Annotated in this window: 17 protein-coding genes; 6 read left to right on the top strand and 11 right to left on the bottom strand. The window is 69.6% G+C overall.

What is annotated here, in order from left to right; genetic code table 11:
- The first annotated feature begins 19 nt into the window (after positions 1-19).
- Positions 20-595 (top strand): NUDIX hydrolase, encoded by a 576-nt coding sequence (locus BN10_RS07790; protein ID WP_010850678.1) that lies wholly within the window; start codon positions 20-22, stop codon positions 593-595.
- Here the strand turns inward: BN10_RS07790 and BN10_RS07785 are convergent.
- The 6 genes from BN10_RS07785 to BN10_RS07760 form a co-directional block, all read right to left on the bottom strand.
- Entirely contained in the window at positions 583-990 is a 408-nt protein-coding gene (locus BN10_RS07785; protein WP_010850677.1) for a VOC family protein, read from the bottom strand. The genes BN10_RS07790 and BN10_RS07785 overlap by 13 nt on opposite strands.
- A gap of 4 nt (positions 991-994) precedes the next feature.
- Positions 995-1,780, bottom strand: a complete 786-nt coding sequence (locus BN10_RS07780) for a helix-turn-helix domain-containing protein (RefSeq protein WP_010850676.1) — start codon at positions 1,778-1,780, stop codon at positions 995-997.
- A gap of 20 nt (positions 1,781-1,800) precedes the next feature.
- Positions 1,801-2,322 (bottom strand): O-acetyl-ADP-ribose deacetylase, encoded by a 522-nt coding sequence (locus tag BN10_RS07775; RefSeq protein ID WP_010850675.1) that lies wholly within the window; start codon positions 2,320-2,322, stop codon positions 1,801-1,803.
- Positions 2,319-3,500 carry an MFS transporter gene (locus tag BN10_RS07770; protein WP_010850674.1) on the bottom strand — a complete coding sequence of 394 codons (1,182 nt, stop codon included), beginning with the start codon at positions 3,498-3,500 and terminating at the stop codon, positions 2,319-2,321. The genes BN10_RS07775 and BN10_RS07770 overlap by 4 nt, the downstream gene beginning before the upstream one ends.
- 5 nt (positions 3,501-3,505) lie before the next feature.
- A complete protein-coding gene (gene lepA, locus BN10_RS07765; RefSeq protein WP_010850673.1) occupies positions 3,506-5,368 on the bottom strand; it encodes a translation elongation factor 4 in 1,863 nt (620 codons plus the stop codon).
- A gap of 73 nt (positions 5,369-5,441) precedes the next feature.
- Positions 5,442-6,656, bottom strand: a complete 1,215-nt coding sequence (locus BN10_RS07760; protein ID WP_010850672.1) for an aminotransferase class I/II-fold pyridoxal phosphate-dependent enzyme — start codon at positions 6,654-6,656, stop codon at positions 5,442-5,444.
- 39 nt (positions 6,657-6,695) lie between these two features.
- On the opposite strand from BN10_RS07760, the gene BN10_RS07755 reads away from it, so the two are divergent.
- Positions 6,696-7,199, top strand: coding sequence for a type II toxin-antitoxin system PemK/MazF family toxin (locus BN10_RS07755; protein ID WP_010850671.1), 504 nt, complete (start codon positions 6,696-6,698; stop codon positions 7,197-7,199).
- A 66-nt stretch (positions 7,200-7,265) separates the two neighbouring features.
- Here BN10_RS07755 and rpsT read toward each other — a convergent pair whose 3' ends face one another.
- From rpsT to BN10_RS07740, 3 genes are all read right to left on the bottom strand, one after another.
- Positions 7,266-7,526: a 30S ribosomal protein S20 gene (gene rpsT / locus BN10_RS07750; RefSeq protein ID WP_010850670.1), complete on the bottom strand. Its 261-nt coding sequence runs from the start codon at positions 7,524-7,526 to the stop codon at positions 7,266-7,268.
- A gap of 189 nt (positions 7,527-7,715) precedes the next feature.
- Positions 7,716-8,696 (bottom strand): DNA polymerase III subunit delta, encoded by a 981-nt coding sequence (gene holA, locus BN10_RS07745; protein ID WP_010850669.1) that lies wholly within the window; start codon positions 8,694-8,696, stop codon positions 7,716-7,718.
- Positions 8,697-8,748: 52 nt separating this feature from the next.
- Entirely contained in the window at positions 8,749-10,941 is a 2,193-nt protein-coding gene (locus BN10_RS07740) for an ATP-dependent DNA helicase (protein WP_010850668.1), read from the bottom strand.
- A gap of 115 nt (positions 10,942-11,056) precedes the next feature.
- Here BN10_RS07740 and BN10_RS07735 point away from each other — a divergent pair, with 115 nt between their 5' ends.
- A complete protein-coding gene (locus tag BN10_RS07735; protein WP_051369644.1) occupies positions 11,057-12,766 on the top strand; it encodes a formate--tetrahydrofolate ligase in 1,710 nt (569 codons plus the stop codon).
- A gap of 96 nt (positions 12,767-12,862) precedes the next feature.
- The gene (locus BN10_RS07730) at positions 12,863-14,365 is read left to right on the top strand and encodes a DHA2 family efflux MFS transporter permease subunit (RefSeq protein ID WP_010850666.1); all 1,503 of its coding nucleotides are present in this window, start codon (positions 12,863-12,865) and stop codon (positions 14,363-14,365) included.
- Here the strand turns inward: BN10_RS07730 and BN10_RS07725 are convergent.
- Positions 14,307-17,006 carry an MGH1-like glycoside hydrolase domain-containing protein gene (locus BN10_RS07725; protein ID WP_010850665.1) on the bottom strand — a complete coding sequence of 900 codons (2,700 nt, stop codon included), beginning with the start codon at positions 17,004-17,006 and terminating at the stop codon, positions 14,307-14,309. The genes BN10_RS07730 and BN10_RS07725 overlap by 59 nt on opposite strands.
- 33 nt (positions 17,007-17,039) lie before the next feature.
- Between BN10_RS07725 and BN10_RS07720 the strand changes: the two genes are divergently transcribed.
- Positions 17,040-17,633 (top strand): YczE/YyaS/YitT family protein, encoded by a 594-nt coding sequence (locus tag BN10_RS07720; RefSeq protein ID WP_156917178.1) that lies wholly within the window; start codon positions 17,040-17,042, stop codon positions 17,631-17,633.
- Between the two features lie 13 nt (positions 17,634-17,646).
- On the opposite strand, the gene BN10_RS15710 is transcribed toward BN10_RS07720, so the two are convergent.
- A complete protein-coding gene (locus BN10_RS15710; RefSeq protein WP_010850663.1) occupies positions 17,647-18,678 on the bottom strand; it encodes a GNAT family N-acetyltransferase in 1,032 nt (343 codons plus the stop codon).
- A gap of 10 nt (positions 18,679-18,688) precedes the next feature.
- On the opposite strand from BN10_RS15710, the gene BN10_RS07710 reads away from it, so the two are divergent.
- Entirely contained in the window at positions 18,689-21,262 is a 2,574-nt protein-coding gene (locus tag BN10_RS07710) for a DEAD/DEAH box helicase (RefSeq protein WP_156917177.1), read from the top strand.
- Positions 21,263-21,277: the final 15 nt, after the last annotated feature.

Genomic DNA, 21,277 nt, shown 5'->3' with positions numbered 1-21,277 from the left:
TGCCGGGTAGGTTGCCGATGTGCCCCACTCCACGTCCGGCGTGCCCGCCCCTGCGAACCGGCCGAGGGTCCGTCGTCGCACTGCTCGCCTGCTCGTCGTCGACGAGGCGGACCGGGTGCTGCTCTTCCGCGACAGCGACCTGGGCCTGAACCCCGTGCCGCACTGGTGGATGACCCCCGGCGGTGGGGTCGACCCGGGCGAGAGCGACCTCGAGGCGGCCGTGCGCGAGTTGCACGAGGAGACCGGGTTGGCGGTGGACGCCGGTGCGCTGTTCGGGCCGGTGGCTACCCGCCGGGTCGTCCACGGCTACTCCGATGTCATCGTCGACCAGGACGAGGTGTTCTTCGGCGTGCGGACAACGGGTTTCGCGCCCGATTCCTCCGGCTACACGGAGGAGGAAGCCGCCTGCATCGTGGCGACCGAGTGGCTCACTCGCGACGATGTGACCGCGGCCTCCGAGCCGGTCTGGCCGGCCGAGCTCGTCATGCTCTGGGACCACTGGGAGGCGATGACCGGCGACCCGGGGCTGGCCGGGCTGGCCCTGCCGGACACCGAGGAGAGCACGGTCCCCTCAGAGGGGCCTCAGCCGGCGTAGGTGCCGAAACTCCAGTGGTTGCCCTCGGGGTCGGTGCAGCTGAATCCCCTTGACTCATAATCGGATTCGTTCTTGAGGGGACGGGTGATCGTGGCGCCCGCAGCCACCGCGCGCTCGTGGACGGCCGCGGGATCCGCGGTCACGACGTAGAGCGAGACCCGGCCGACACCCTCCCACTCCTGCTCCTTGGTGTCCCGGGTGGAGACCATGACACGGCCGCCCTCGGGCCAGAGCAGCTCGCTGTGGTGGATGCTCACCCCGTCTTCGTCGGGCACGACGATGCCCTCCTCGAAACCGATGCCGACCAGCCAGGCGCGCAGCGCGAGCGGGTCGTCGGCGAAGATCGCGGCCCAGACGTTGTGGTCGGTGCGGGATTGCTGCGGTGTGGTGTCCATGCGCTCAGGATGCCCCTGCCTCGCTGGTCCGGTCTTGAACGAATGCGATGTCGTCCTCGCCCGCCCAACGCCCTGGCGTCGTGCCGGTGTGTCGTCGCCATTCCCGCACAAGGTGCGACTGGTCGGCGTAGCCGCACCGCTGCGCCACCTCCACGGCGGGTATGCCGCGGCGCACCATCTCGCGTGACCTCCCGAAGCGCAGGAGCCCGGCCACGACCTTGGGCCCCTGCCCGAACTCGGCAGTGAACCGCTGCGTGAAGTGGCGCCGCGACCACCCGGCGGCGTCGGCGAGCTCGGCGATGGTCACGCGTCCATGGCTGTGCGCCAATCGTTCCCATGCGCGAGCCAGACGCGGATCCATGGGTTCGAGCGCGGCTCGCCGACCGAGCCCCGCCGCGACCAGGCGGACCTGCTCATCGGCGTCGACGGCCTCGTGCAGCCGGTCACGCAGGTCGTCCGCCAGTCGTCCGAGGACGTCCGCCCCCTCGACGACGCGCTCCGCGAGCTCTCCCGCCGGGCAAGCGAGCAGGGCCCGGCAGCCCGCAGGCGTGAGGGCGAGCTGGATCCCGCGCATCCGGCCCTCGTGGTGGATCGAGACTGGCGTGGTGTGCAGGCCGGCCAGGCTGACGCGAAGGCGGTGGCGGTCCGGTCCCATCGGTCCACCGCTCAGCTCAAGCGGGGCATCGAGGGTGAGGACGAGCGTGAGGTGGGCGGACGGCATACCGAGATGGGTTCCCGGGGAAAGGCCCACGAGAGCGTAGGGCTCGACGCGGGCGACGAGTGGGCCCATGGTCGCGAGTCTACGGAGACTCAGTCGGTGAGGGCCGCGTCGAAGGCCGAGAGAAGCGGCTGCGAGAAGAGCACAAAACGGACGAGCTCGATCGAGTCCCCGTCACCGGTCTCCGCCCGCACCGTGTCGACCGCAATCCGCGCGACCTCGTCAGCGGCCCACCCATAGACGCCCGCGCTCACGGCCGGGAAGGCGATCGACCGAGCACCCGCCTCGCGCGCGATCCGCAGGGACTCGCGGAAGCAGGACGCAAGCAGGGCCGAATCGGTCTGTCCCGCATGGCGATTCGGCCCCACCGTGTGGATGACGAAGCGAGCCGGGAGGTCGAAGCCGGGCGTGGCCACGGCATACCCGGTGGGCAATCCGTCGGGGTATGCCGTGCGCCGGACCTCGCGACAGGCCTCCAGCAGTCGCGGCCCCGCGGCACGATGAATCGCGCCATCGACACCGCCACCGCCGAGGAGGGAGGAGTTGGCGGCGTTGACGATCGCGTCGACCACCTCAGCGGTGAGGTCGCCACGGACGGCCGTGATCCGAGTCATCGACCGAGCCGGCGGGCGACGGCGAGCAGGCCCAGGCCGAGGAGCACCAACGGCACGCAGGCGGCGAAGACCCAGGCGTAACCCAGCCCGGGCAGGGCTCCCAGGGCGATGATGGGGCCGGAGAGGATGGCGCCGAGGCGCTGGGTGTTCATGAACAGGCCGGAGGCGAGGCCGGGTCGCGGCACGACCTCCTGGAAGATGGTCAGCCCGAGCCCCTGGACGGTCGCGATGAAGATCGCATTGAGGACCTGGAGGGCCACGAGCAGGACGGGTCCGTCGATGACGACCATCGAAGCGTAGTAGATGACCCCGGCGATGCTCCCCACGAGGAGTAACCGCGCGGGCCCGAACCGGGTGGTCAATCGACCCAGGCCGAGCAGGATCGGGATCTCCAGGGCGGCGCACGTGCCCAGCGCGACACCACCCCAGATGACGTCGAGGTCGAGGCGGTTGGTGGCGAAGAGCGCGACCGTCGCCACGGACGCCGAGGTGGTCCCGACCAGCACGAGGAAGGCCAGCGTCATGACGACGACGCGCGGCTCGCGAAGCACGGTGAGCACCGATTCACGCGAGTCCTCGGTGACGATGGGCCCACCGGTGCGGGCCCGCTCGCGCATCATCAGGATGGTGAAGGCCAGGCCGAGCGCGGCGATGGCCACGACAGCCCAGAGGACCGACCGCTTGCCGAGCAGGCCGATCATGAAGGTCGCGATCGGTGGGCCGGCCACCCACGCGAAGGAGAAGATCGCGCGGGTCTTCATGATGCCGGACACCGAGGTGCCGACGTGCTTCTGGTGCGCGAAGAGCAGGCCGATCCCGACGCCCGCGGGACCGCCGAGCGCCACCAGCGCCAGGAACGCCATCGGCAGGCTCATGACGAGGGCCAGGGCAGTGGCCAGCGCGATGGTCAGGCCGCCGCACCAGAGCAGGGGGCGCAGGTAGTCACCTTGGCGGTCCGCGCGGCTCGGAACGACGAGGGTGGAGATGAAGCCCGAGATGTTGTAGAGCATGAGCGCCCAGCCGACCTCCCCCGGGGTCGCCGAGTAGAGGGCAACGAGGATGATGCCGATGGACGGGGTGAGGAAGGCGAACTGCAGGCCCCAGAGGAGCGCACTGCCCGACATGAGCAGCCGCGACCGGCTCAGCCGGAGCGTCTCGGGGAGCCGGCCCCGCGGCATACGAGTTACTTCTTCTTGGCGGGCTCGTCCGAGGACAACGCCGCGATGAAGGCCTCCGGGGGCACCTCGACCGAGCCGATGTTCTTCATCCGCTTCTTGCCGGCCTTCTGCTTCTCGAGCAACTTGCGCTTGCGGCTGATGTCACCGCCGTAGCACTTGGCCAGGACGTCCTTGCGGATCGCGCGGATGTTCTCGCGGGCGATGATTCGCGCGCCGACGGCGGCCTGGATCGGCACCTCGAACTGTTGCCGCGGGATGAGTTCCTTGAGCTTTCCGGCCATCATCACGCCATAGCCGTAGGCCCGGTCCTTGTGGACGATCGCGCTGAAGGCGTCGACCGGCTCGCCTTGGAGGAGGATGTCGACCTTGACGAGATCCGCGACCTGGTCGCCGTCGGGTTCGTAGTCGAGCGACGCGTAACCCCTGGTGCGCGACTTCAACTGGTCGAAGAAGTCGAAGACGATCTCGGCGAGCGGGAGGGTGTAGCGCATCTCGACGCGGTCCTCGGAGAGGTAGTCCATGCCGCGCAGCGAGCCGCGCTTGGACTGACACAGCTCCATGATCGCGCCGATGAACTCACTGGGCGCGAGGATCGTGGCGCGCACGATCGGCTCGCGCACCTCGGCGACCTTGCCGCCGGGGAACTCACTCGGGTTGGTGACCGTGATCTCCTTGCCGTCCTCCATCGTCACGTCGTAGACGACGTTGGGCTGGGTGGAGATGAGGTCGAGGTTGAACTCGCGCTCGAGCCGCTCACGGACGATCTCGAGGTGGAGCAGGCCGAGGAAGCCGCACCGGAAGCCGAAACCGAGCGCGGCCGAGGTCTCCGGCTCATAGGCGAGGGCGGCATCGTTGAGCTTGAGCTTGTCGAGGGCGTCGCGCAGATCCGGGTAGTCCGAGCCGTCGATCGGGTAGAGCCCGGAGAAGACCATCGGTTTGGGGTCACGGTAGCCACCCAGGGCGGTGGTGGCCGGCTTGGAGGCGTTGGTGACCGTGTCGCCGACGCGGCTCTGACGGACGTCCTTGACACCGGTGATGAGGTAGCCGACCTCCCCGACCCCCAGGCCCTTGCCGGGGACGGGTTCGGGTGAGATGACGCCGATTTCGAGCAGCTCGTGGTGCGCCTTGGTCGACATCATGACGATCCGCTCACGCGGGTTGAGGTTGCCGTCGATGACCCGCACATAGGTCACGACCCCGCGGTAGGTGTCATAGACGGAGTCGAAGATCATCGCCCGGCTCGGCGCGTCGGCGTCACCGACCGGCGACGGGAACTGACGGACGATCTCGTCGAGCAACGGCTCCACCCCCACACCGGTCTTGCCGGACACCTTGAGGCAGTCCTCGGGCTCGCAGCCGACGAGCTTGGCCAACTCCTCGGCATACTTCTCCGGCTGAGCGGCCGGCAGGTCGATCTTGTTGAGGACCGGGATGACGTGGAGGTCGTTCTCCATCGCCAGGTAGAGGTTGGCGAGGGTCTGGGCCTCGATACCCTGCGCGGCGTCGACGAGGAGCACGGCACCCTCGCAGGCGGCGAGGCTGCGGCTGACCTCATAGGTGAAGTCGACGTGGCCGGGGGTGTCGATCATGTTGAGGATGTAGGGCTGCAGGCTGCCCGCCTCGTCGGCGAGTTCCCACGGCATACGCACGGCTTGGCTCTTGATCGTGATGCCGCGCTCGCGCTCGATGTCCATCCGGTCGAGATATTGCGCCCGCATCGAGCGCTCGTCGACGACACCGGTGATCTGGAGCATCCGGTCGGCCAGGGTCGACTTGCCGTGGTCGATGTGGGCGATGATGCAGAAGTTGCGGATCGCCGCCGGCGGCGTCGCGTGCGGTTGCAGCACGGTGCGGGCGCGGGGTGACACGGGAGATGGAACCTCTTGGGTGGGGGGATCAGGGCACTCCCCCTAGTCTCCCACGCTCGGCGCCGTCATCAGGTCACGTATGCCGCGTGCCCGGGCCGGACCTCACGTGGGCGATCCAGCGGCTCATCGCCTCGTCGATGTCCTCGGTCGAGCCGGCCAGGCTCATCCGCACCCACCGCTGCCCGTCGAGACCGGGAGTCGGGCCGTGTCCGGGCGCGAAGTCCACGCCCGGGGTGATCGCGACACCGGTGGCAGCGAGCAACTGGTCGCAGTAGGCGACCGAGTCGAGCGTGAGGTGAGAGACATCGGCATACGCATAGAAGGCGCCGTCGGCGGGTGCCCACTGGGTGACGCCCAGCTCGGGGAGGCGGGCGAGCACGTGGTCACGATTGTCGCGGTAGCGCCGCACGTGACCGTCCAGCTCGAGTCGCGCCGTCGGGCCGAGCGCGGCCGCGGCGGCCACCTGGGCGATCGCCGGAGCGCAGATGTTGAGGTTGCCGAGCAGCAACTCGACCGGCCGCACCAGGTGCTCCGGCAGCACCAGCCACCCGACCCGCCACCCGGTCATCGAGAAGTACTTGCTCACCGAACCCACGAGCACGGCCTCCCGCGAGGTCTCCCACGCGCTCGCGGCCTGCTCGCCGAAGGTGACCCCGTGATAGATCTCGTCGCTCACGAGCAGCACGTCGTTCGCGTCGCACCAGCGCGCGATCGCGGCGAGCTCGTCGGGCGCGATGACCGTGCCGGTCGGATTGGCCGGTGACGCGATGATCAGCCCGGCCGGTGGCGCGCCGGCCGCGGCGGTCCACTCCTCGAGCAGGGCGACGGTCGGCTGGAAGCGCACCGCTGGTCCGCACTCGAGTTCGACGGCTCGGCAGCCCAGCGCGGCCAGCGTGTTGCGGTAGGCCGGGTAGCCCGGACGCGTCATCATCACCACATCGCCGGGGTCGAAGGCGGCGAGGAAGAGCGCCGTGAAGCCGGCCGAGGAGCCGGTCGTCACCGCGACGTGGGCCGGGTCCACGCGCAGGCCGGAGGTGCGCTGGAGGTGGCCCGCGATGGCCTCGCGGCACACGGCCGTGCCCATCGCGTCGGTGTAGCCGAGCACCGCCCCGTCCCGGACCGCGGTGGCCACGGCCTCGAGAGCCACCACAGGAGCCGGTGTCGAGGGCTGGCCGGCGCACAGCGAGATGACGTCGCCATGGGTCGCTGCGCGACGGTTGGCGGCCTTGAGCAGTTCCATGACGTGGAAGGGCTCGACCCTGCCTCGCTGCGACAGCCGTGGACTCACCCGGCCATTCTCACCCACGCCCCTCATAGGGTGGTCGCCATGGCCGGACTGCTCTCCAGACTCCTCACCGTGCTGCGCGGACCCGGACCCAACCCGCCCGGGGTGGCAGGCCCCCTGACCCGCGAGGCCAGCCCTGCGGCATACCCGGGGGACTTTCACGGCGTGCCGAGGATGGAGTGGGCAGCCGACGCCGACGGCCAGCCGGACCCCGGCGAGGTGGTCTGGACGTGGGTGCCCTTCGAGGAGGATCACAGCCGGGGCAAGGATCGTCCGGTGTTGCTCATCGGGCGGGACGGCCGATGGCTGCTGGGCCTGCCGCTGACGAGCAAGGACCACGACCGTGACGGGGGTCAGGAGCGGCGCGCCGGTCGGGAGTGGGTCGACATCGGCACGGGCGGCTGGGACCGTCAGGGTCGGCCGAGCGAGGTGCGGGTGAACCGGATCATCCGGGTCGACGCTGCGAGGATCCGTCGTGAGGGGGCGATCCTCGATCGCGGGATCTTCGAGCGCGTCACCCAGGCGGTTCGCGCCCATCGGGCCTGAGGCGGCCCAACAGGAAGGGCCCGGTCACCACCAGTGGTGACCGGGCCCTTGCCGTGCGAAGGAGCGTCAGAGCGACGCGGCCTTCTTGGCCATGGCCGACTTCTTGTTGGCGGCCTGGTTCTGGTGGATGACACCCTTGCTCACGGCCTTGTCGAGCTTCTTGGATGCAACCTTGAGGGCCTCGGTGACCTTCTCACCGTTGCCCTCGGCAGCCGCCTCGCGGAAGCGACGGACCGCGGTCTTGACCTCGGACTTGACGGCCTTGTTGCGCTCGGTCGCCTTGCGGTTGGTCTTGATCCGCTTGAGCTGGGACTTGATGTTCGCCATCTGGTGATTCGTCTTTCTGAAGTGGTCGGTATGCCGTTAGAGGGCGGCAGGTGCGACTCGGGACCGGGCGTGGGGCACCCTTGCTTGAGTCACCCTGGGTGGTGCAGACGTGACGCGCACGACCTGAGCGCGCACGCAAGGGGGAAATCTACCAGCGGGAGCCCGCCCGCCCCAAAACGGTGGCGCGCCTCATCGGTTGTTGGCGTGCTCACCGCAGACGCGCAGCAGGGTGCGCTCGAGGACGAAGTGCGGGTCTCGACCGCCACCCTCGCGGTTGCCACCCTTGATCTCGAAATCGGCGGCGGCCAAGGCGCGGTGGACCCGCCCCAACGACTCGCCGTCCCAGCCGCCCAGTGTGCGGCGCGCCTTGTCGACCTGCCAGGGAGCCATCCCCAACTCACGCGCCAGGTCCGCGCTTCGCCCCCCTCGACCGGCCGCACCGACCCGGATCAGTTGGCGCACCTGGGCCGCGAGGTTGGCCACGATCGGCACCGGGTCGACGCCGACGGCGACGGCGTGCCGCAGGAGAGCCAGGGCGTCACTGGTGCGACCCGCGAGCGCGGCGTCCGCGACCTTGAAGCCGGTCGCCTCGACCTTGCCGCCGTGATACCTGGCGACGACGGACTCGTCGATGGTGCCCTGGGTGTCGGCGATGAGCTGCTGGCACGCGGAGGCGAGTTCGCTGACGTCGCTGCCCACCGCGTCGACGAGGGCCTGCACGGCCTCGCGCGTCGCCTTGCGGCGACCGGCTCGGAATTCGTTCATCGCGAAGTCGACCTTGTCGCGGTCGCTCTTGATCGCGGGCGCATCGATGACGCGGGCACCGCTCTTCTTGAAGGTGTCGAGGACCTTCTTGGCCTTCTGCCCGCCGCGATGGATGCCGATGAGCGTGACATCGGGTTGAGGAGCGGCCAGGTAGTCGAGGGTGTCGAGTTGGGCCTCGTCGGTGGCCTCGTCGAGATCGGCCAGGACGATGACCTTCTCGCCACCGAAGAGGCTGGGGCTGGCCTCGATCGCCAACTGGCCGGGGGCGTAGGCGCCCGCCTGGAGCCGGATGACCTCGAGGTCGGGCGTTCCTTCGCGCAGGGCGGCGACGGTCTGGGCCAGCGCTCGGTCGGCGAGCACCTGCTCCGGTCCGGCGATCAGGACCAGGGGGGGAACGCCGCTCATGGGGTGCAGCCTGCCACGTCGCGCGGACAGCCCATGAACGTCAGAGTGTGGATCAGGAGAGCCCCAGGGCGCTCGCGCGCGCGGCGACGACCTCGACGTCGAGCTCGAGATGATCGGCGAGTTCGTCGAGGGGGATCTCGCTCTCGAACCCGTCCCTCAACTCCTCGTCCTGCTCGGGTGTCCACGCATGACCCTTGGTCACCGCGGTGCGCACCGACGGCGCGGGACCGGGGTCGGGCGCGACGGGTCGGGTCGTGGCGCTCGGAGCGCTCGTGGTGCTCGTGGTTTCGTGCGGCGGCGGCGCGTTCTGGTCCAACCGGCGCAACGCGCCCAGCACGAGGTCGCGGTCGGTCGTCGGCCAGAAGGGCGGAAGCGAGCGTTGGAGGAACCCGGCATACCGGGCCGACATCATCCGGGAGTCGAGGAACGCGACGACGCCGCGGTCGTCGCGGCGCCGGATCAGTCGCCCCGCACCTTGCGCGAGGAGCAGCGCGGCATGGGTCGCGGACACGGCCATGAAGCCGTTGCCGCCCCGCTCCTGGATGGCCTGGGTGCGTGCCGACGCCAGCGGGTCGTCGGGCCGCGGGAAGGGGATGCGGTCGATGAGCACCAACTGGCAGGTCGACCCGGGCACGTCGACGCCCTGCCACAGCGAGAGGGTGCCGAAGAGACAGACAGTCGGCTCGGCCGAGAACTGTCGCACGAGGGCACCGGTGAGGTCCTCGCCCTGGCAGAGGAAGGTGATCTCGGAGTCAGCGAAGCGCGACCGCATTTCCTCGGCCGCTGCCTGCGCGGCCCGCATCGACGAGAACAGCCCAAGCGTCCGGCCCCCGGCGGCCCGGATGAGGGCCTCCATCTCGTCGAAACTCTGCGGGCTCGCACCGTCGCGCCCGGGCGGGGGCAGGTGGGCCGCGACATAGGCGATGCCCTGCTGCGGGTAGTCGAAGGGCGAGCCGACGTCGAGACCGGTCCACTCCGGGGCTCCCTCACCGCGCAGCCCGATGGTGCCGGCCACCGCGTCGAAGCTCCCGCCGAGCTCGAGGGTGGCCGAGGTGACGACGACGGTGCGCTCGTCGAAGATCTTGTCGCGCACCAGGAGGGCCACGCTCATGGGGGCGACCCGGAGCACCGGGCCTCGCCGCTGGTCGTGCGCCAGCCACACCACGTCGAGATCGCGCGCCTCGAGGATGCGCGCCGCGTTGTCGAACATCTCCTCAACCGCGGCGAGCGCCACCTGACGCGTCCCGTCGACACCGTCCTTGCCCTTGCCCTCGGGCTTCAGCTCGGACAGGACGGCCCTTGCGGTGTCGCGCACCCGGCCCAGGGCCATCGCGAGTGTTTCGGGTAGGCCGGTCAGTCGCCCTTCCGGCGCACCCTCGAGAACCCCGTCGAGCAGGTCGGCCGCCTCCTCCATCGTGGAGGAGGAATCGGCCTGTCGCCCGGCCTTGCGAGCCGCCGTGCGGATCATGCCCGGCGAGATCTCGTCGGTGATCGTCGAGGTGACCCGGGAGACGAGTTCGTGGCCCTCGTCGATGACAAGCAGGTCGTGCTCAGGCAGCATGACTCGCCCCTCGAAGGCGTCAATCGCCATGAACGCGTGGTTGGTGACGACGACATCGACCTGCGTGGCCTCACGCCGCGCCTTCTCGACGAAGCAGTCGTCGAAGACCGGGCAGCGTGATCCGAGGCACTCGTGGGCCGAAACCGACACCTGCCGCCAGGCCCGATCGCTCACGCCCGGGGTGAGGTCTTCGCGCTCCCCCGTGTCGGTGTCCTTGGCCCACTCGCGGACGCGGACGACCTCCCTGCCGAGCCTCGACGCGGCCGCATCGACGCTGCCGACGCCCAGGAGTGCGCCCTCGTCGGGGTCGTCCGGGAACCCACCCTCGAGTTTGTGGGCACAGACATAGTTGGCCCGTCCCTTGACCAGGGCAAAGGTGGGCTTCCGGCCGAGCAAGGGCTCCAGCGAGCTGGCCAGGCGAGGGAGGTCGCGCGCCACGATCTGGCCCTGGAGGGCGAGCGTCGCGGTGGCGACGATCGCTGTCTCCCCCGTGCGCATCGCGTGCTCGATCGCCGGGACGAGGTAGGCCAGCGACTTGCCCGTGCCGGTCCCCGCCTGCACCAGCAGGTGCGTCCGCTCCTCGACGGCGGCGGCGACCGCGTGGGCCATGGCGACCTGACCCTCACGAGTCGACCCCCCGACGCCGGCCACGGCGGCGGTCAGCAGGTCGTCGAGGGAAGGCACCAGAGCACTGTATGCCGCGGGGTCACCTGCGCGCCCCGCCGCCTGGATCGCCTGTGGACAGGGAAGGCATGCCAATGTCGGACGCAGCGAGAAGTTGGTGACAGACTCGGGAAACGTGAGCACCGACGTCGTTGCACCCACCACCCCCGTCCCCCCTGACATCGAGATCGCCGAGGCGGCGACCATCATCCCGATCGTCGAGTTGGCCCGCGACCGGCTCGGCATCGACGCCGCCGACCTCGTGCCCTACGGCCACACCAAGGCCAAGGTGTCGCTGGCACACCTGCGCACCCTGACTGACCATCCGGACGGCAACCTCGTGCTCGTCACCGCGATGAGCCCAACCCCTGCCGGTGAGGGCAAGACGACGACCTCCGTCGGCCTGGCCGACGGTCTCTCCCTCATCGGTCAGAAGGCGATGGTCGCCCTGCGCGAGCCGTCGATGGGTCCGGTCTTCGGCATCAAGGGCGGGGCGGCTGGCGGCGGGTACGCGCAGGTCGTGCCGATGGTCGACATCAACCTCAACTTCACCGGTGACTTCGCGGCGATCGCGGCCGCCAACAACCTGCTGGCCGCCCTCATCGACAACCACGTCCACCATGGCAACGCGCTCGACATCGACCCGCGGACGATCACCTGGAAGCGGGTCGTCGACCTCAACGACCGGGCCCTGCGGGAAGTCGTCGTCGGACTCGGTGGCCCGGTCAACGGGTTCCCTCGCGAGGATGGTTTCGACATCGTCGTGGCCTCCGAGGTGATGGCGATCTTCTGCCTGGCGACGTCGATCAAGGACCTCAGGGACAGGCTGGGCCGGATCGTCGTCGGCTACACCCGGGCCAAGAAGCCGGTGCGGGCCGCCGACCTCAAGGCGCACGGCCCGATGGCCGTGATCCTGCGCGATGCCCTGGCACCCAACCTCGTGCAGACCCTCGAGCACACACCGGCCCTGATCCATGGCGGACCCTTCGCGAACATCGCGCACGGGTGCAACTCGGTCATCGCGACGACGGCGGCGCTCAAATTGGCCGACTACGTGATCACCGAGGCCGGCTTCGGAGCCGACCTGGGGGCCGAGAAGTTCATCGACATCAAGTGCCGCGCGGCCGGCCTGTCTCCTCGAGCGATCGTGCTCGTCGCGACAGTGCGTGCCCTGAAGTACCACGGAGGTGTGGCCGTCGCCGACCTCAAGGCCGAGAACGTCCCGGCCATGGAGGAGGGCATGTCTAACCTGCGGCGCCACCTGCGCAATGTCACCGAGGTCTTCGGTGTGCCCGCGGTTGTCGCGATCAACCGTTTCCCCAGCGACACCGATGCCGAGATCGAGCGCCTCAAGGAACTCGTCGCCGCCCTCGGCTCGGTCGCGGTCGAGGCAACCCACTACAGCGATGGCGGCGCGGGGTGCGCGGATCTGGCGCGCGCGGTGGTCGAGGCGGTCGAGGCCTGCGCCGGACCGGTGTCCTTCACCTACCCCGACGAGCTGCCCCTGGCGCAGAAGGTGAAGGCGGTCGCCCGACGGATCTATGACGCCGACACGGTGACCTTCGACGCCAAGGCACGCAAGAAGATCGAGCAGCTGGAGGCCGAGGGCTACGGCCACCTGCCGGTCTGCATCGCCAAGACCCAGTCGTCCTTCTCGACCGACCCGACGATGCGGGGCGCTCCCAGCGGGCACACCGTCAACGTGCGTGAGGTGCGCCTGTCCGCCGGTGCCGGGTTCGTCGTCATGCTGACCGGCGAGATCATGACGATGCCGGGCCTGCCCAAGGTGCCGGCGAGCGAGCACATCGACATCGACGACGAGGGGCGCATCACCGGGTTGTCGTGAGGCGGTTGTCGTGAGGCGGTTGTCGTGAGGCGGGCCGGATGACTGCCCCTCGGGCGGCGACAGACGGCTGTCAGGGTCGAGGAGTTCACTGGTCCGGTGACCACACCCGCAACGACACCGGCGCACACACCCGCGCATGCCTCAGCCCCCGCTCCGCCCGATGACATCCGGCGGGAGACCTGGCTGGCACTCAGCGCGCTCGTCCTCGGCTTCTTCATGATCCTCGTCGACTCGACGATCGTGTCGGTTGCGACACCGGCGATCATCGAGGACTTCGGAGCGGACGTGAACACCGTCGTGTGGGTCACCTCCGCCTATCTCTTGGCGTATGCCGTGCCGATGCTCATCACGGGTCGGCTCGGCGATCGAGTCGGGCCCAAGCGGATGTATCTCGCCGGCCTCGTCGTCTTCACCCTGTCGTCCCTGTGGTGCGGTCTGACCGGGACGATCGAGGGCCTGGTGATCGCCCGCGTGGTGCAGGGTCTGGGCGCTTCGATGATGTCTCCGCAGACGATGGCCATCATCACGCGCATCTTCCCCGCTGCGCGCCGCGGAGCGGCCATGGCCGTCTGGGGCGCGACGGCCGGGGTGGCGACCCTCGTCGGTCCGATCCTCGGCGGCTTCCTCGTCGATGCTGCGGGCTGGCCATGGGTCTTCTTCGTCAATGTCCCCGTGGGGATCATCGCCTTCGTCCTGGCCTCCCGGCTGGTGCCCCGCGTCGACACGCACGCGCACGCCTTCGACTGGCTGGGCGTCGCCCTGTCCGCAGTGGGAATGTTCCTCCTCGTCTTCGGCATCCAGGAGGGCCACCAGCACGACTGGAATGCCGTGATCTGGTCGATGATCGTGGTCGGGCTTCTCGTGCTCGCCCTCTTCATCGCCTGGCAGGCCCGAAACCGGCGCGAGCCGCTGGTGCCCCTCGGGCTCTTCCGCGACCGCAACTTCGCCGTCGCCAACCTGGCGATCTCGACGATGGGTTTCGCCATCACGGCCATGGCGATCCCGCTCATGATCTGGGCGCAGGTCGTGCGTGGCCTCAGCCCGACCCGGGCTGCCCTGCTGATGGCGCCGATGGCGCTCGCGAGCCTGCTTCTCGCCCCGATCGCGGGTCGGCTCACCGATCGGGTCCACCCGCGGCTGCTGACGGCCCTCGGCTTCACCGGCACGATCATCTCGCTCGTGTGGACGGCCCGGATAATCTCGCCGACGACCGCCCTGTGGTCGACGGTCGCCCCCATGCTGCTGCTCGGCATCGGCAACAGCTTCGTCTGGGGCCCGAACAGCGCCTCCGCGACCCGCAATCTGCCACCACGACACGCGGGCGCCGGTTCCGGGGTCTACAACACCACCCGCCAGGTCGGCGCAGTGCTCGGCTCGGCCGCCATCGCCGTCCTCATGGACTCACGACTGGCCGCCCAAGGCCTGGGCGCCATGTCTGGCTCCATGCAGTCCGGCAGCGGGCACCAGTTGCCCGCAGCGGTGGCCGAGAAACTCAGCATCGTTATGGCGGAATCGCTCTACCTGCCGCCTGCAGTCCTCGTCATCGGCCTGCTGGCCGTGCTGTTCTTCGAGCGTCCCGGGCATCTCGCACGCAGATGAGGTGAGCCACCATCGCGGTCCACCCGGTCTGGTGGGTCGCGCCGCACCCCCGGCCCGTGTCACCGTCGAAGTACTCACTGAAGGTGGGGTGCACGTCCCAGAGCGGTCCGCTCGGGTGATCGCGCGGTGTCGCGGGCGCCCGTCCGCCCGGCCCGACCCGGAAGAGGCCGATCAGTCGCTCGTCCAGGTCGTCGGCCACGACGTCCAGCCCCACCATGCGCCCGCTGCCGGTGGGGAACTCTACGACGTGATCCTCGTGCGCTCCGGCCGCGTGACTACGCAGGGCGTCCACGAGCAGGGAGTTGATGGGGAACCAGATGGGTCCGCGCCAGTTCGAGTTGCCCCCGAAGGCGCGCGTGCTTCCCTCGCCCGGGTCGTAGCGCATCGACATCTGCGTGCCGGCGACCTCCATGGTCACCCCGTCGCGGTAGGCCGCGGACAGCGAGCGCACCCCATGTGCCCCGAGGAACTCACCCTCATCGAGCATTCGCCGCAGCACCGCCTGCAGTCGCGGCGACGGCAACGGGGACAGCGTCGTCGTGATCGTCCCTCCCGCGCGTGCCGACACGAGCGAGTCGGCCAGGTCCGGCCGACGTCGCTGCAGCCAACGCAGTCGGCCCACGAAGTCCGGCAACTCCTCGAAAACCCAGGTCGGGACGTTCGTGATCGCGATCAGGGGGAGGAGCCCCACCAGGGACCGGATGCGCACCGGCTGGGAATTGCCCTCGGGATCGACCAAGGTGTCGTAGTAGAAGCCGTCCTCCTCGTCCCAGAGCGACACGTCGTCGGTGCCGAAGGTCTCCATCGCCTCGGCGATGGAGAAGAAGTTCTCCAGAAAGGTCGACGCCAGCCCGTCGAAGGACTTGTCCGTGCGGGAGAGCTCGAGCGCGATCCGCAACATCGCCAGACAGAAGAAGGCCATCCAGCTCGTCGCATCCGACTGCTCCAGTCGCCACCCCTTGGGGACATCTCGTGAGCGGTCGAAGAGCGAGATGTTGTCCATCCCGAGGAAGCCACCCTCGAAGAGGTTCGACCCGTCACTGTCCTTGCGGTTGAGCCACCACGAGAAGTTCATGAGCAGCTTGGTGAATACCCGCACGAGAAAGGCGTGATCTCGTGCCCCGTCGAGGCGGTAGACCAGCCACGCCGCCCACGCATGCACTGGTGGGTTGACGTCCCCGAAATCCCATTCGTAGGCAGGTAGTTGGCCGTTGGGGTGCTGCGCCCACTCCCGCACGAGGAGCAACAGTTGGTTCTTCGCGAACCCCGGGTCCATGTGTGCGATCGCGACGCAGTGGAAGGCCAGGTCCCACGTCGCGAACCACGGGTACTCCCACTCGTCCGGCATCGAGATGACGTCAGCGAGCGCCAGATGACCCCACCCGTTGTCCCGTCCGCCCGGGCTCCGTCGAGAGGCGGGAGGGGGTGGGCCGGCAGGGTCGCCGTCGAGCCACTCCCGCACCGAGAAGCGGTAGAGCTGCTTGCCCCAGTTGAGCCCGGCGAACGCACGCCGTGCGATGAGCCGGTCCTCCTCACCTACCTCGGACGGGATGACGTGCGCATAGAACTCGTCCGCCTCGCGCTCACGATTGGCGAGCACCGCGGCATACGAGGCGCCGAAAGGCCGGTCGATCTGGTGGTCACCTCGCAGCCGGAGCCGCACGCTCACCGTCTCCCCCGGCGCCACGTGCGGGAAGTGGTAGGCCAGCGCGACCTTGGTGCCGGTGCCTGCCGGATTGATCCCGGAGTCGTCGCCGTTCACCAGCGCTCGGGTCACCCCATCCTTGGGGTATGCCGTGGTGCTGGGTCCCGCGTCCGGCCCGAAGACTGCTTCGGTGTGGGTTTCGTTGTCGCAGGCCAGGATTCGCGGTGCTCCCTCAGCAACCAGCACATAGGTGCCGAGCCAGGCATGCCTGGCCTCGACGACCGTCGTGTCCGCGGCCACCGTCTGCTTCGGAGCCAGCGCGCGCAGGCTCGGACGTCGCGGGTCGCGCCCCCACGACCACGTGTTGCGGAACCAGATCTGCGGGACGAGGTGCAAGGGCGCCGGATCGGGACCGTGGTTGGTCGCCTCGATGAGCAGGCAGATGTCGTCCGTCGCGGCCTTGGCGTGGGTGGTGACGATGTCGAAGAAGCGGTCACCGTCGAGCACTCCGGTGTCAGCGAGCCGGACCTCCGCGCCCTCCAACCCCGCGCAGGCATTGCGGTGGCGCAGTTCGTCGTAGGGAAAGGCCGCCTGGGGGTAGCGGTAGAGGTGCCGCGCCCAACTGTGGGTCGGTGTGGCATCAAGGGCCCACCAGTACTCCTTGGCGTCCTCGCCGTGGTTGCCCTCGCCATTGGTCAGGCCGAAGAGGCGTTCCTTGAGCCGGTCGTCCTGCCCGTTCCATGCGGCGACCGCGAGATTGAGGAACCCATAGCGGTCGCACAGCCCCGCGATGCCGTCCTCGCCCCAGCGATAGGCGCGCGCATGGCTGTGCTCGAAGGGGAAGAAGGCCCATGCATCGCCGTCCGCGGAGTAGTCCTCACGCACGGTGCCCCACTGTCGAGCCGACACATAGGGGCCCCACAGCCGCCACGCGTCGTCGTCACTCGGCGCCTCACCGAGGCGCTCGTGCTCATCGGTCGGAGGTCGGGGGTCCACTACTTCAATCTAGTGATCTGGTTTGCTGTCCGGGTGCCGGTCACCGTGCGCCGCCCCGCGCAACTCGTCCTGGGCTGCATCGTGCTCGGACTCGGGATCGCCCTGCTCCTGCAGGCCCGACTGGGCGCGGACGGCTACACGATGCTCGTCAGTGGCATCGTCGCGACCAGCGGGGTCGCCTTCTGGATCGTCAACACGACCTGCGGCATCGTCCTGGTCCTCCTCGCGATGCTGCGCCGCCACCGGCCCGGCCTCGGCACCCTCGTCCAGCCCGTGGTCGTGGGCGTCACCGTGTCGGCGATCATCGACCACCTCCCCGCGCCGGACTCGATCGGTTGGCGCAGCGCGCAGTTCGTCCTCGGCTTCTTCGTGCTCTGTCTGGGCGTGGCGTCGTATCTCGCGGTCGACCTCGGCGCCGGTCCCGCGGAGGGTGCAGCCCTGGCCTTCGATCCGCCGCTTCCCTTCAAGTGGAGTTACTCGATCTTCCAACTCGTGACCACGCTCGCCGGATGGGCGCTGGGGGCGACGCTGGGGATCGGGACCGTCATCGTCATCCTGGCGATCGGGCCGGTGACCGACCGGATCATCCACTGGGTGACCCCGCCGGGAGTGCGCGAGGTGCACTGACCAGCCCTGGGCGTCAGAACCGGCGCATCATCCAGATGTCGTCACGGTCATCCCCCGGCCCCACCCGGATGCCGCCGACCAGCCGCCCGCACTCGACCCAGCCCAGCCCGGCGTAGAACGTCTCGGTCTGCAGCCCACCGCGTACGCCGAGTTCGCCGATCTCGACGCCATCCTCACGAGCCACTCGGTGCATGGCGGCCATGAGCAACCGGCCCAGGTTGCGCCCGCGCAGGTCCGGGTCCGTCATGACGCGATAGGCCATCCGCCGGTGGTGGAGCAGCGGGTTCGACGGCCGCTGCCAGAAGCCGATCGCCACGACTCGGTCGGTGTCGGGCGCCCGCAACAGCACGGCCGTGACGTCGCCGGCCACCATGTCTGCCTCGTGGTGCGCCAGGGCCTCGGCATGCCGCTCGCGAGAGTCGCCCGGCAGGAAGCCCACCGCTCCCCCGGCGGCCGTGGTCGCGACCCACAGGTCGAGCACCTGGGCGAGCGTGACCGGGTCGAATCCCTCGGTGCGCACGACCTCGACCCGCGGCGCGGTCAGGATGACGGCCGCCCCGAACTCCGGCGGATCGCCGGGCAGGAGACGGCGAGACGTCGGCACCAGCCCGCAGGTGCGGGCCGTCGCGACCGACGCCGCGTTGTGCTCGGCAGCCGCCGCGACGATCGGGAGCGTCGGCAGCCACTCCAGGCCCCACGCCACCCAGGCCCGCGCGGCCTCGCGGGCCAGACCCTGCCCGACGGCCCCGAAGACCAGCCGATAGTAGAGATTGAGCTCGGCCTGGTCGTCGTTGCGTTTCAACCCCCCGCATCCGACAACCTGCCCCTGCTCCTCCACGAGGTGATAGCCGTAGCCCTCGCGATCCCAGTGCGCCAGCACCTTGTCGAACTGCACACTCGCCACCTCGTCGCTGGCCGCCATCGCGTGTGGCGCGTGCGCATAGGTGCGCGGGTCCCGGTGCAGCGCGATCCAGGTGTCTCGGTCGGCTTCCGACGGCGCCCGAAGCACGAGGCGAGCGGTGGCGATGTCGGGGGCGGACGGCATACCGGGCATCATGACAGCCGTGACCGACACCCGACATCCGCTGACGGACGTCGCCCTCGCATCGGTCACCACGGACGCCGACACCCTGTATGCCGCGTTCGCCGACTGGGTGGGTGGCCTCGAGATCACGCCGTATCCGCACCAGGACGAGGCCATCATCGAGGTCCTCTCGGGACAGCACGTCGTCCTGGCAACGCCGACCGGCAGCGGCAAATCACTCGTTGCGACGGCCTCCCACTTCGCGGCGCTCGCCGGCGACCGGGTCTCCTTCTACACGGCCCCGATCAAGGCCCTGGTCAACGAGAAGTTCTTCGCGCTGTGCGAGGTCTTCGGCGCCGACCAGGTCGGCCTGCTCACCGGGGATGCCAGTGTGAACAGCAACGCGCCGATCATCTGCTGCACCGCGGAGGTCCTGGCCAACATCGCCCTGCGGGAAGGCATCGACGCGGACGTCGGACTCGTCGTCATGGACGAGTTCCACTACTACGCGGACCCGCAGCGGGGCTGGGCCTGGCAGGTGCCGCTGCTCGAGCTGCCACAAGCCCAGTTCGTGCTCATGTCAGCGACCCTGGGCGACATGAGCCGCATCGCCGACGACCTCACCAGGCGCACCGGCCGCGAGGTCGCACAGGTGACGACGGCCGAGCGACCGATCCCCCTCACCTACGCGTGGAGCCTGGAGCCACTGGCCGACACCCTGGGCGAGATCGTCTCGACCCACCGGGCACCGGTCTACGTTGTCCACCCCAGTCAGGCCGCGGCCGCTGAGCACGCCCGCTCCCTCCACACCCTGCAGTTGCTCAGCAAGGAGGAGAAGGCCGCTGTCGCCGAGCGTCTGGCCGGTGTGCGCTTTGCCCCCGGTTTCGGTCGCACGCTGGGAGGGTTGCTGCGCAGGGGAATCGGCGTTCACCACGCCGGGATGCTCCCCCGATATCGCCGCATCGTGGAACAACTCGCGCAGGCCGGCCTGCTCAAGGTCATCTCCGGCACCGACACCCTCGGCGTCGGCATAAACGTGCCGATCCGGACCGTGCTCTTCACCCAACTCGCCAAGTTCGACGGGACCCGCGAGCGGATCCTCAAGGCCCGGGAGTTCCACCAGATCGCCGGGCGGGCCGGACGGGCCGGCTACGACACCAGCGGTGAAGTGGTCGTGCAGGCCCCCGAGCACCTGGTCGAGAACGCCCGCCGCCTGGCCAAAGCCGGTGACGACCCGGTGAAGATCAAGCGGGTCCAGAAGGTCAAGCCGGCCGCCGGGCAGATCGTGTGGACCGAGGCGACCTTCGACAAGCTCGTCGCCGCCCAGCCCGAGGCCCTCCAGTCCCGGATGCGGATCGACAACGCGATGATCCTCAATGTCATCGCCCGCCCCGGCGACCCGATCGCCGCACTCTCGCGACTGGTGCGGGACAACCACGAGACCCCGGTGCGCCAGGCCGCACTCGCGCGCCGCGGCATACGACTCCTGCGATCGCTGCTCGACAGCGGCGTCATCACCCGGCTGGCCGGGCCGGCGCCCGACGGACGGACGATTGCGCTGGCCATCGACCTGCCCGACGACTTCGCCCTCAACCAGCCGTTGGCGCACTTTGCGCTCGAAGCCCTCGACCTGCTCGCCCCCGAGTCCCCCACCCACGCCCTCGACGTCGTCTCGGTGATCGAAGCGGTCCTCGACGATCCGAAACCCGTTCTCCTGCAGCAACAATGGGTGGCACGCGGCGAGGCCGTCCAGGAGATGAAGGCCGACGGGATCGAGTACGACGAGCGGATGGAACTCCTCGACGAGGTCACCTGGCCCAAGCCGCTGGCCGACCTGCTGGAACCAGCCTTCGCGGCATACCGCACCGTTCACCCGTGGCTCCCGGAGGACTCGCTGTCACCCAAGTCGGTGCTGCGGGAGATGTGGGAGACCGGGCTGTCCTTCACCGATCTCATCGGCCGCTACGGCCTGGCCCGCTCCGAGGGGGTGGTCCTGCGCTACCTCTCCGACGCCTATCGCACCCTGCGGCAGACCGTGACCGCCGCGCACCGCTCCCGCGAGCTGGACGAGATCATCGACTGGCTCGGCGAGACGATCCGCCAGACCGACTCCAGCCTGCTCGACGAGTGGGAGTCGATGACCCACCCCGAGAACCCGACCGTCCACACCGGTGTCGCGGCCGCGCCGGTCCGGCCCTTGTCCGCCAACGAGACCGCACTGCGGACCATGGTCCGCAAGGCGATGTGGCGCCGGGTCCAGCTGGCCGCCCGCGACGACGTCGACGGCCTGTATGCCGCGGAGCAGGCGAGCGCCGCCCTCACCGACCCGCCCGGCGAGGTCGTCATGGACCGGGTCGCGTGGGACGAGGCGTTGGGCGCTTACTGGGGCGAGCACGACGAGATCCAGGTGACCGGCGACGCGCAGGGGCCGGCCATGCTTGCGATCACCCCGGACCCGGAGGCTCCCCGCACCTGGCGGGCGCGCCAGACCCTCGCCGACCCGGAGGGCGACCATGACTGGGTCATCGAGGCCGAGGCCGACCTCGACGCCAGTGATGCCGTCGGCGAGCTCATCCTGCGCGGCACCGCCCTGCGCCGACTCTGAGCGCCCTTCACCCGC

The organism is Phycicoccus elongatus Lp2, from assembly GCF_000367525.1.
Taxonomy (GTDB): Bacteria; Actinomycetota; Actinomycetes; order Actinomycetales; family Dermatophilaceae; genus Phycicoccus_A; species Phycicoccus_A elongatus.
This window is presented reverse-complemented; position numbering and strand designations above follow the sequence as displayed.

Excerpts from the sequence above, each read along its gene's own strand:
- BN10_RS07785 (WP_010850677.1), bottom strand. The coding sequence starts at position 990 with ATGGACACCACACCGCAGCAATCCCGCACCGACCACAACGTCTGGGCC.
- BN10_RS15710 (WP_010850663.1), bottom strand. The coding sequence starts at position 18,678 with ATGCCGTCCGCCCCCGACATCGCCACCGCTCGCCTCGTGCTTCGGGCG.
- BN10_RS07770 (WP_010850674.1), bottom strand. The coding sequence starts at position 3,500 with ATGCCGCGGGGCCGGCTCCCCGAGACGCTCCGGCTGAGCCGGTCGCGG.
- holA (WP_010850669.1), bottom strand. The coding sequence starts at position 8,696 with ATGAGCGGCGTTCCCCCCCTGGTCCTGATCGCCGGACCGGAGCAGGTG.
- BN10_RS07710 (WP_156917177.1), top strand. The coding sequence starts at position 18,689 with ATGACAGCCGTGACCGACACCCGACATCCGCTGACGGACGTCGCCCTC.
- rpsT (WP_010850670.1), bottom strand. The coding sequence starts at position 7,526 with ATGGCGAACATCAAGTCCCAGCTCAAGCGGATCAAGACCAACCGCAAG.
- BN10_RS07780 (WP_010850676.1), bottom strand. The coding sequence starts at position 1,780 with ATGGGCCCACTCGTCGCCCGCGTCGAGCCCTACGCTCTCGTGGGCCTT.
- BN10_RS07755 (WP_010850671.1), top strand. The coding sequence starts at position 6,696 with ATGGCCGGACTGCTCTCCAGACTCCTCACCGTGCTGCGCGGACCCGGA.
- BN10_RS07775 (WP_010850675.1), bottom strand. The coding sequence starts at position 2,322 with ATGACTCGGATCACGGCCGTCCGTGGCGACCTCACCGCTGAGGTGGTC.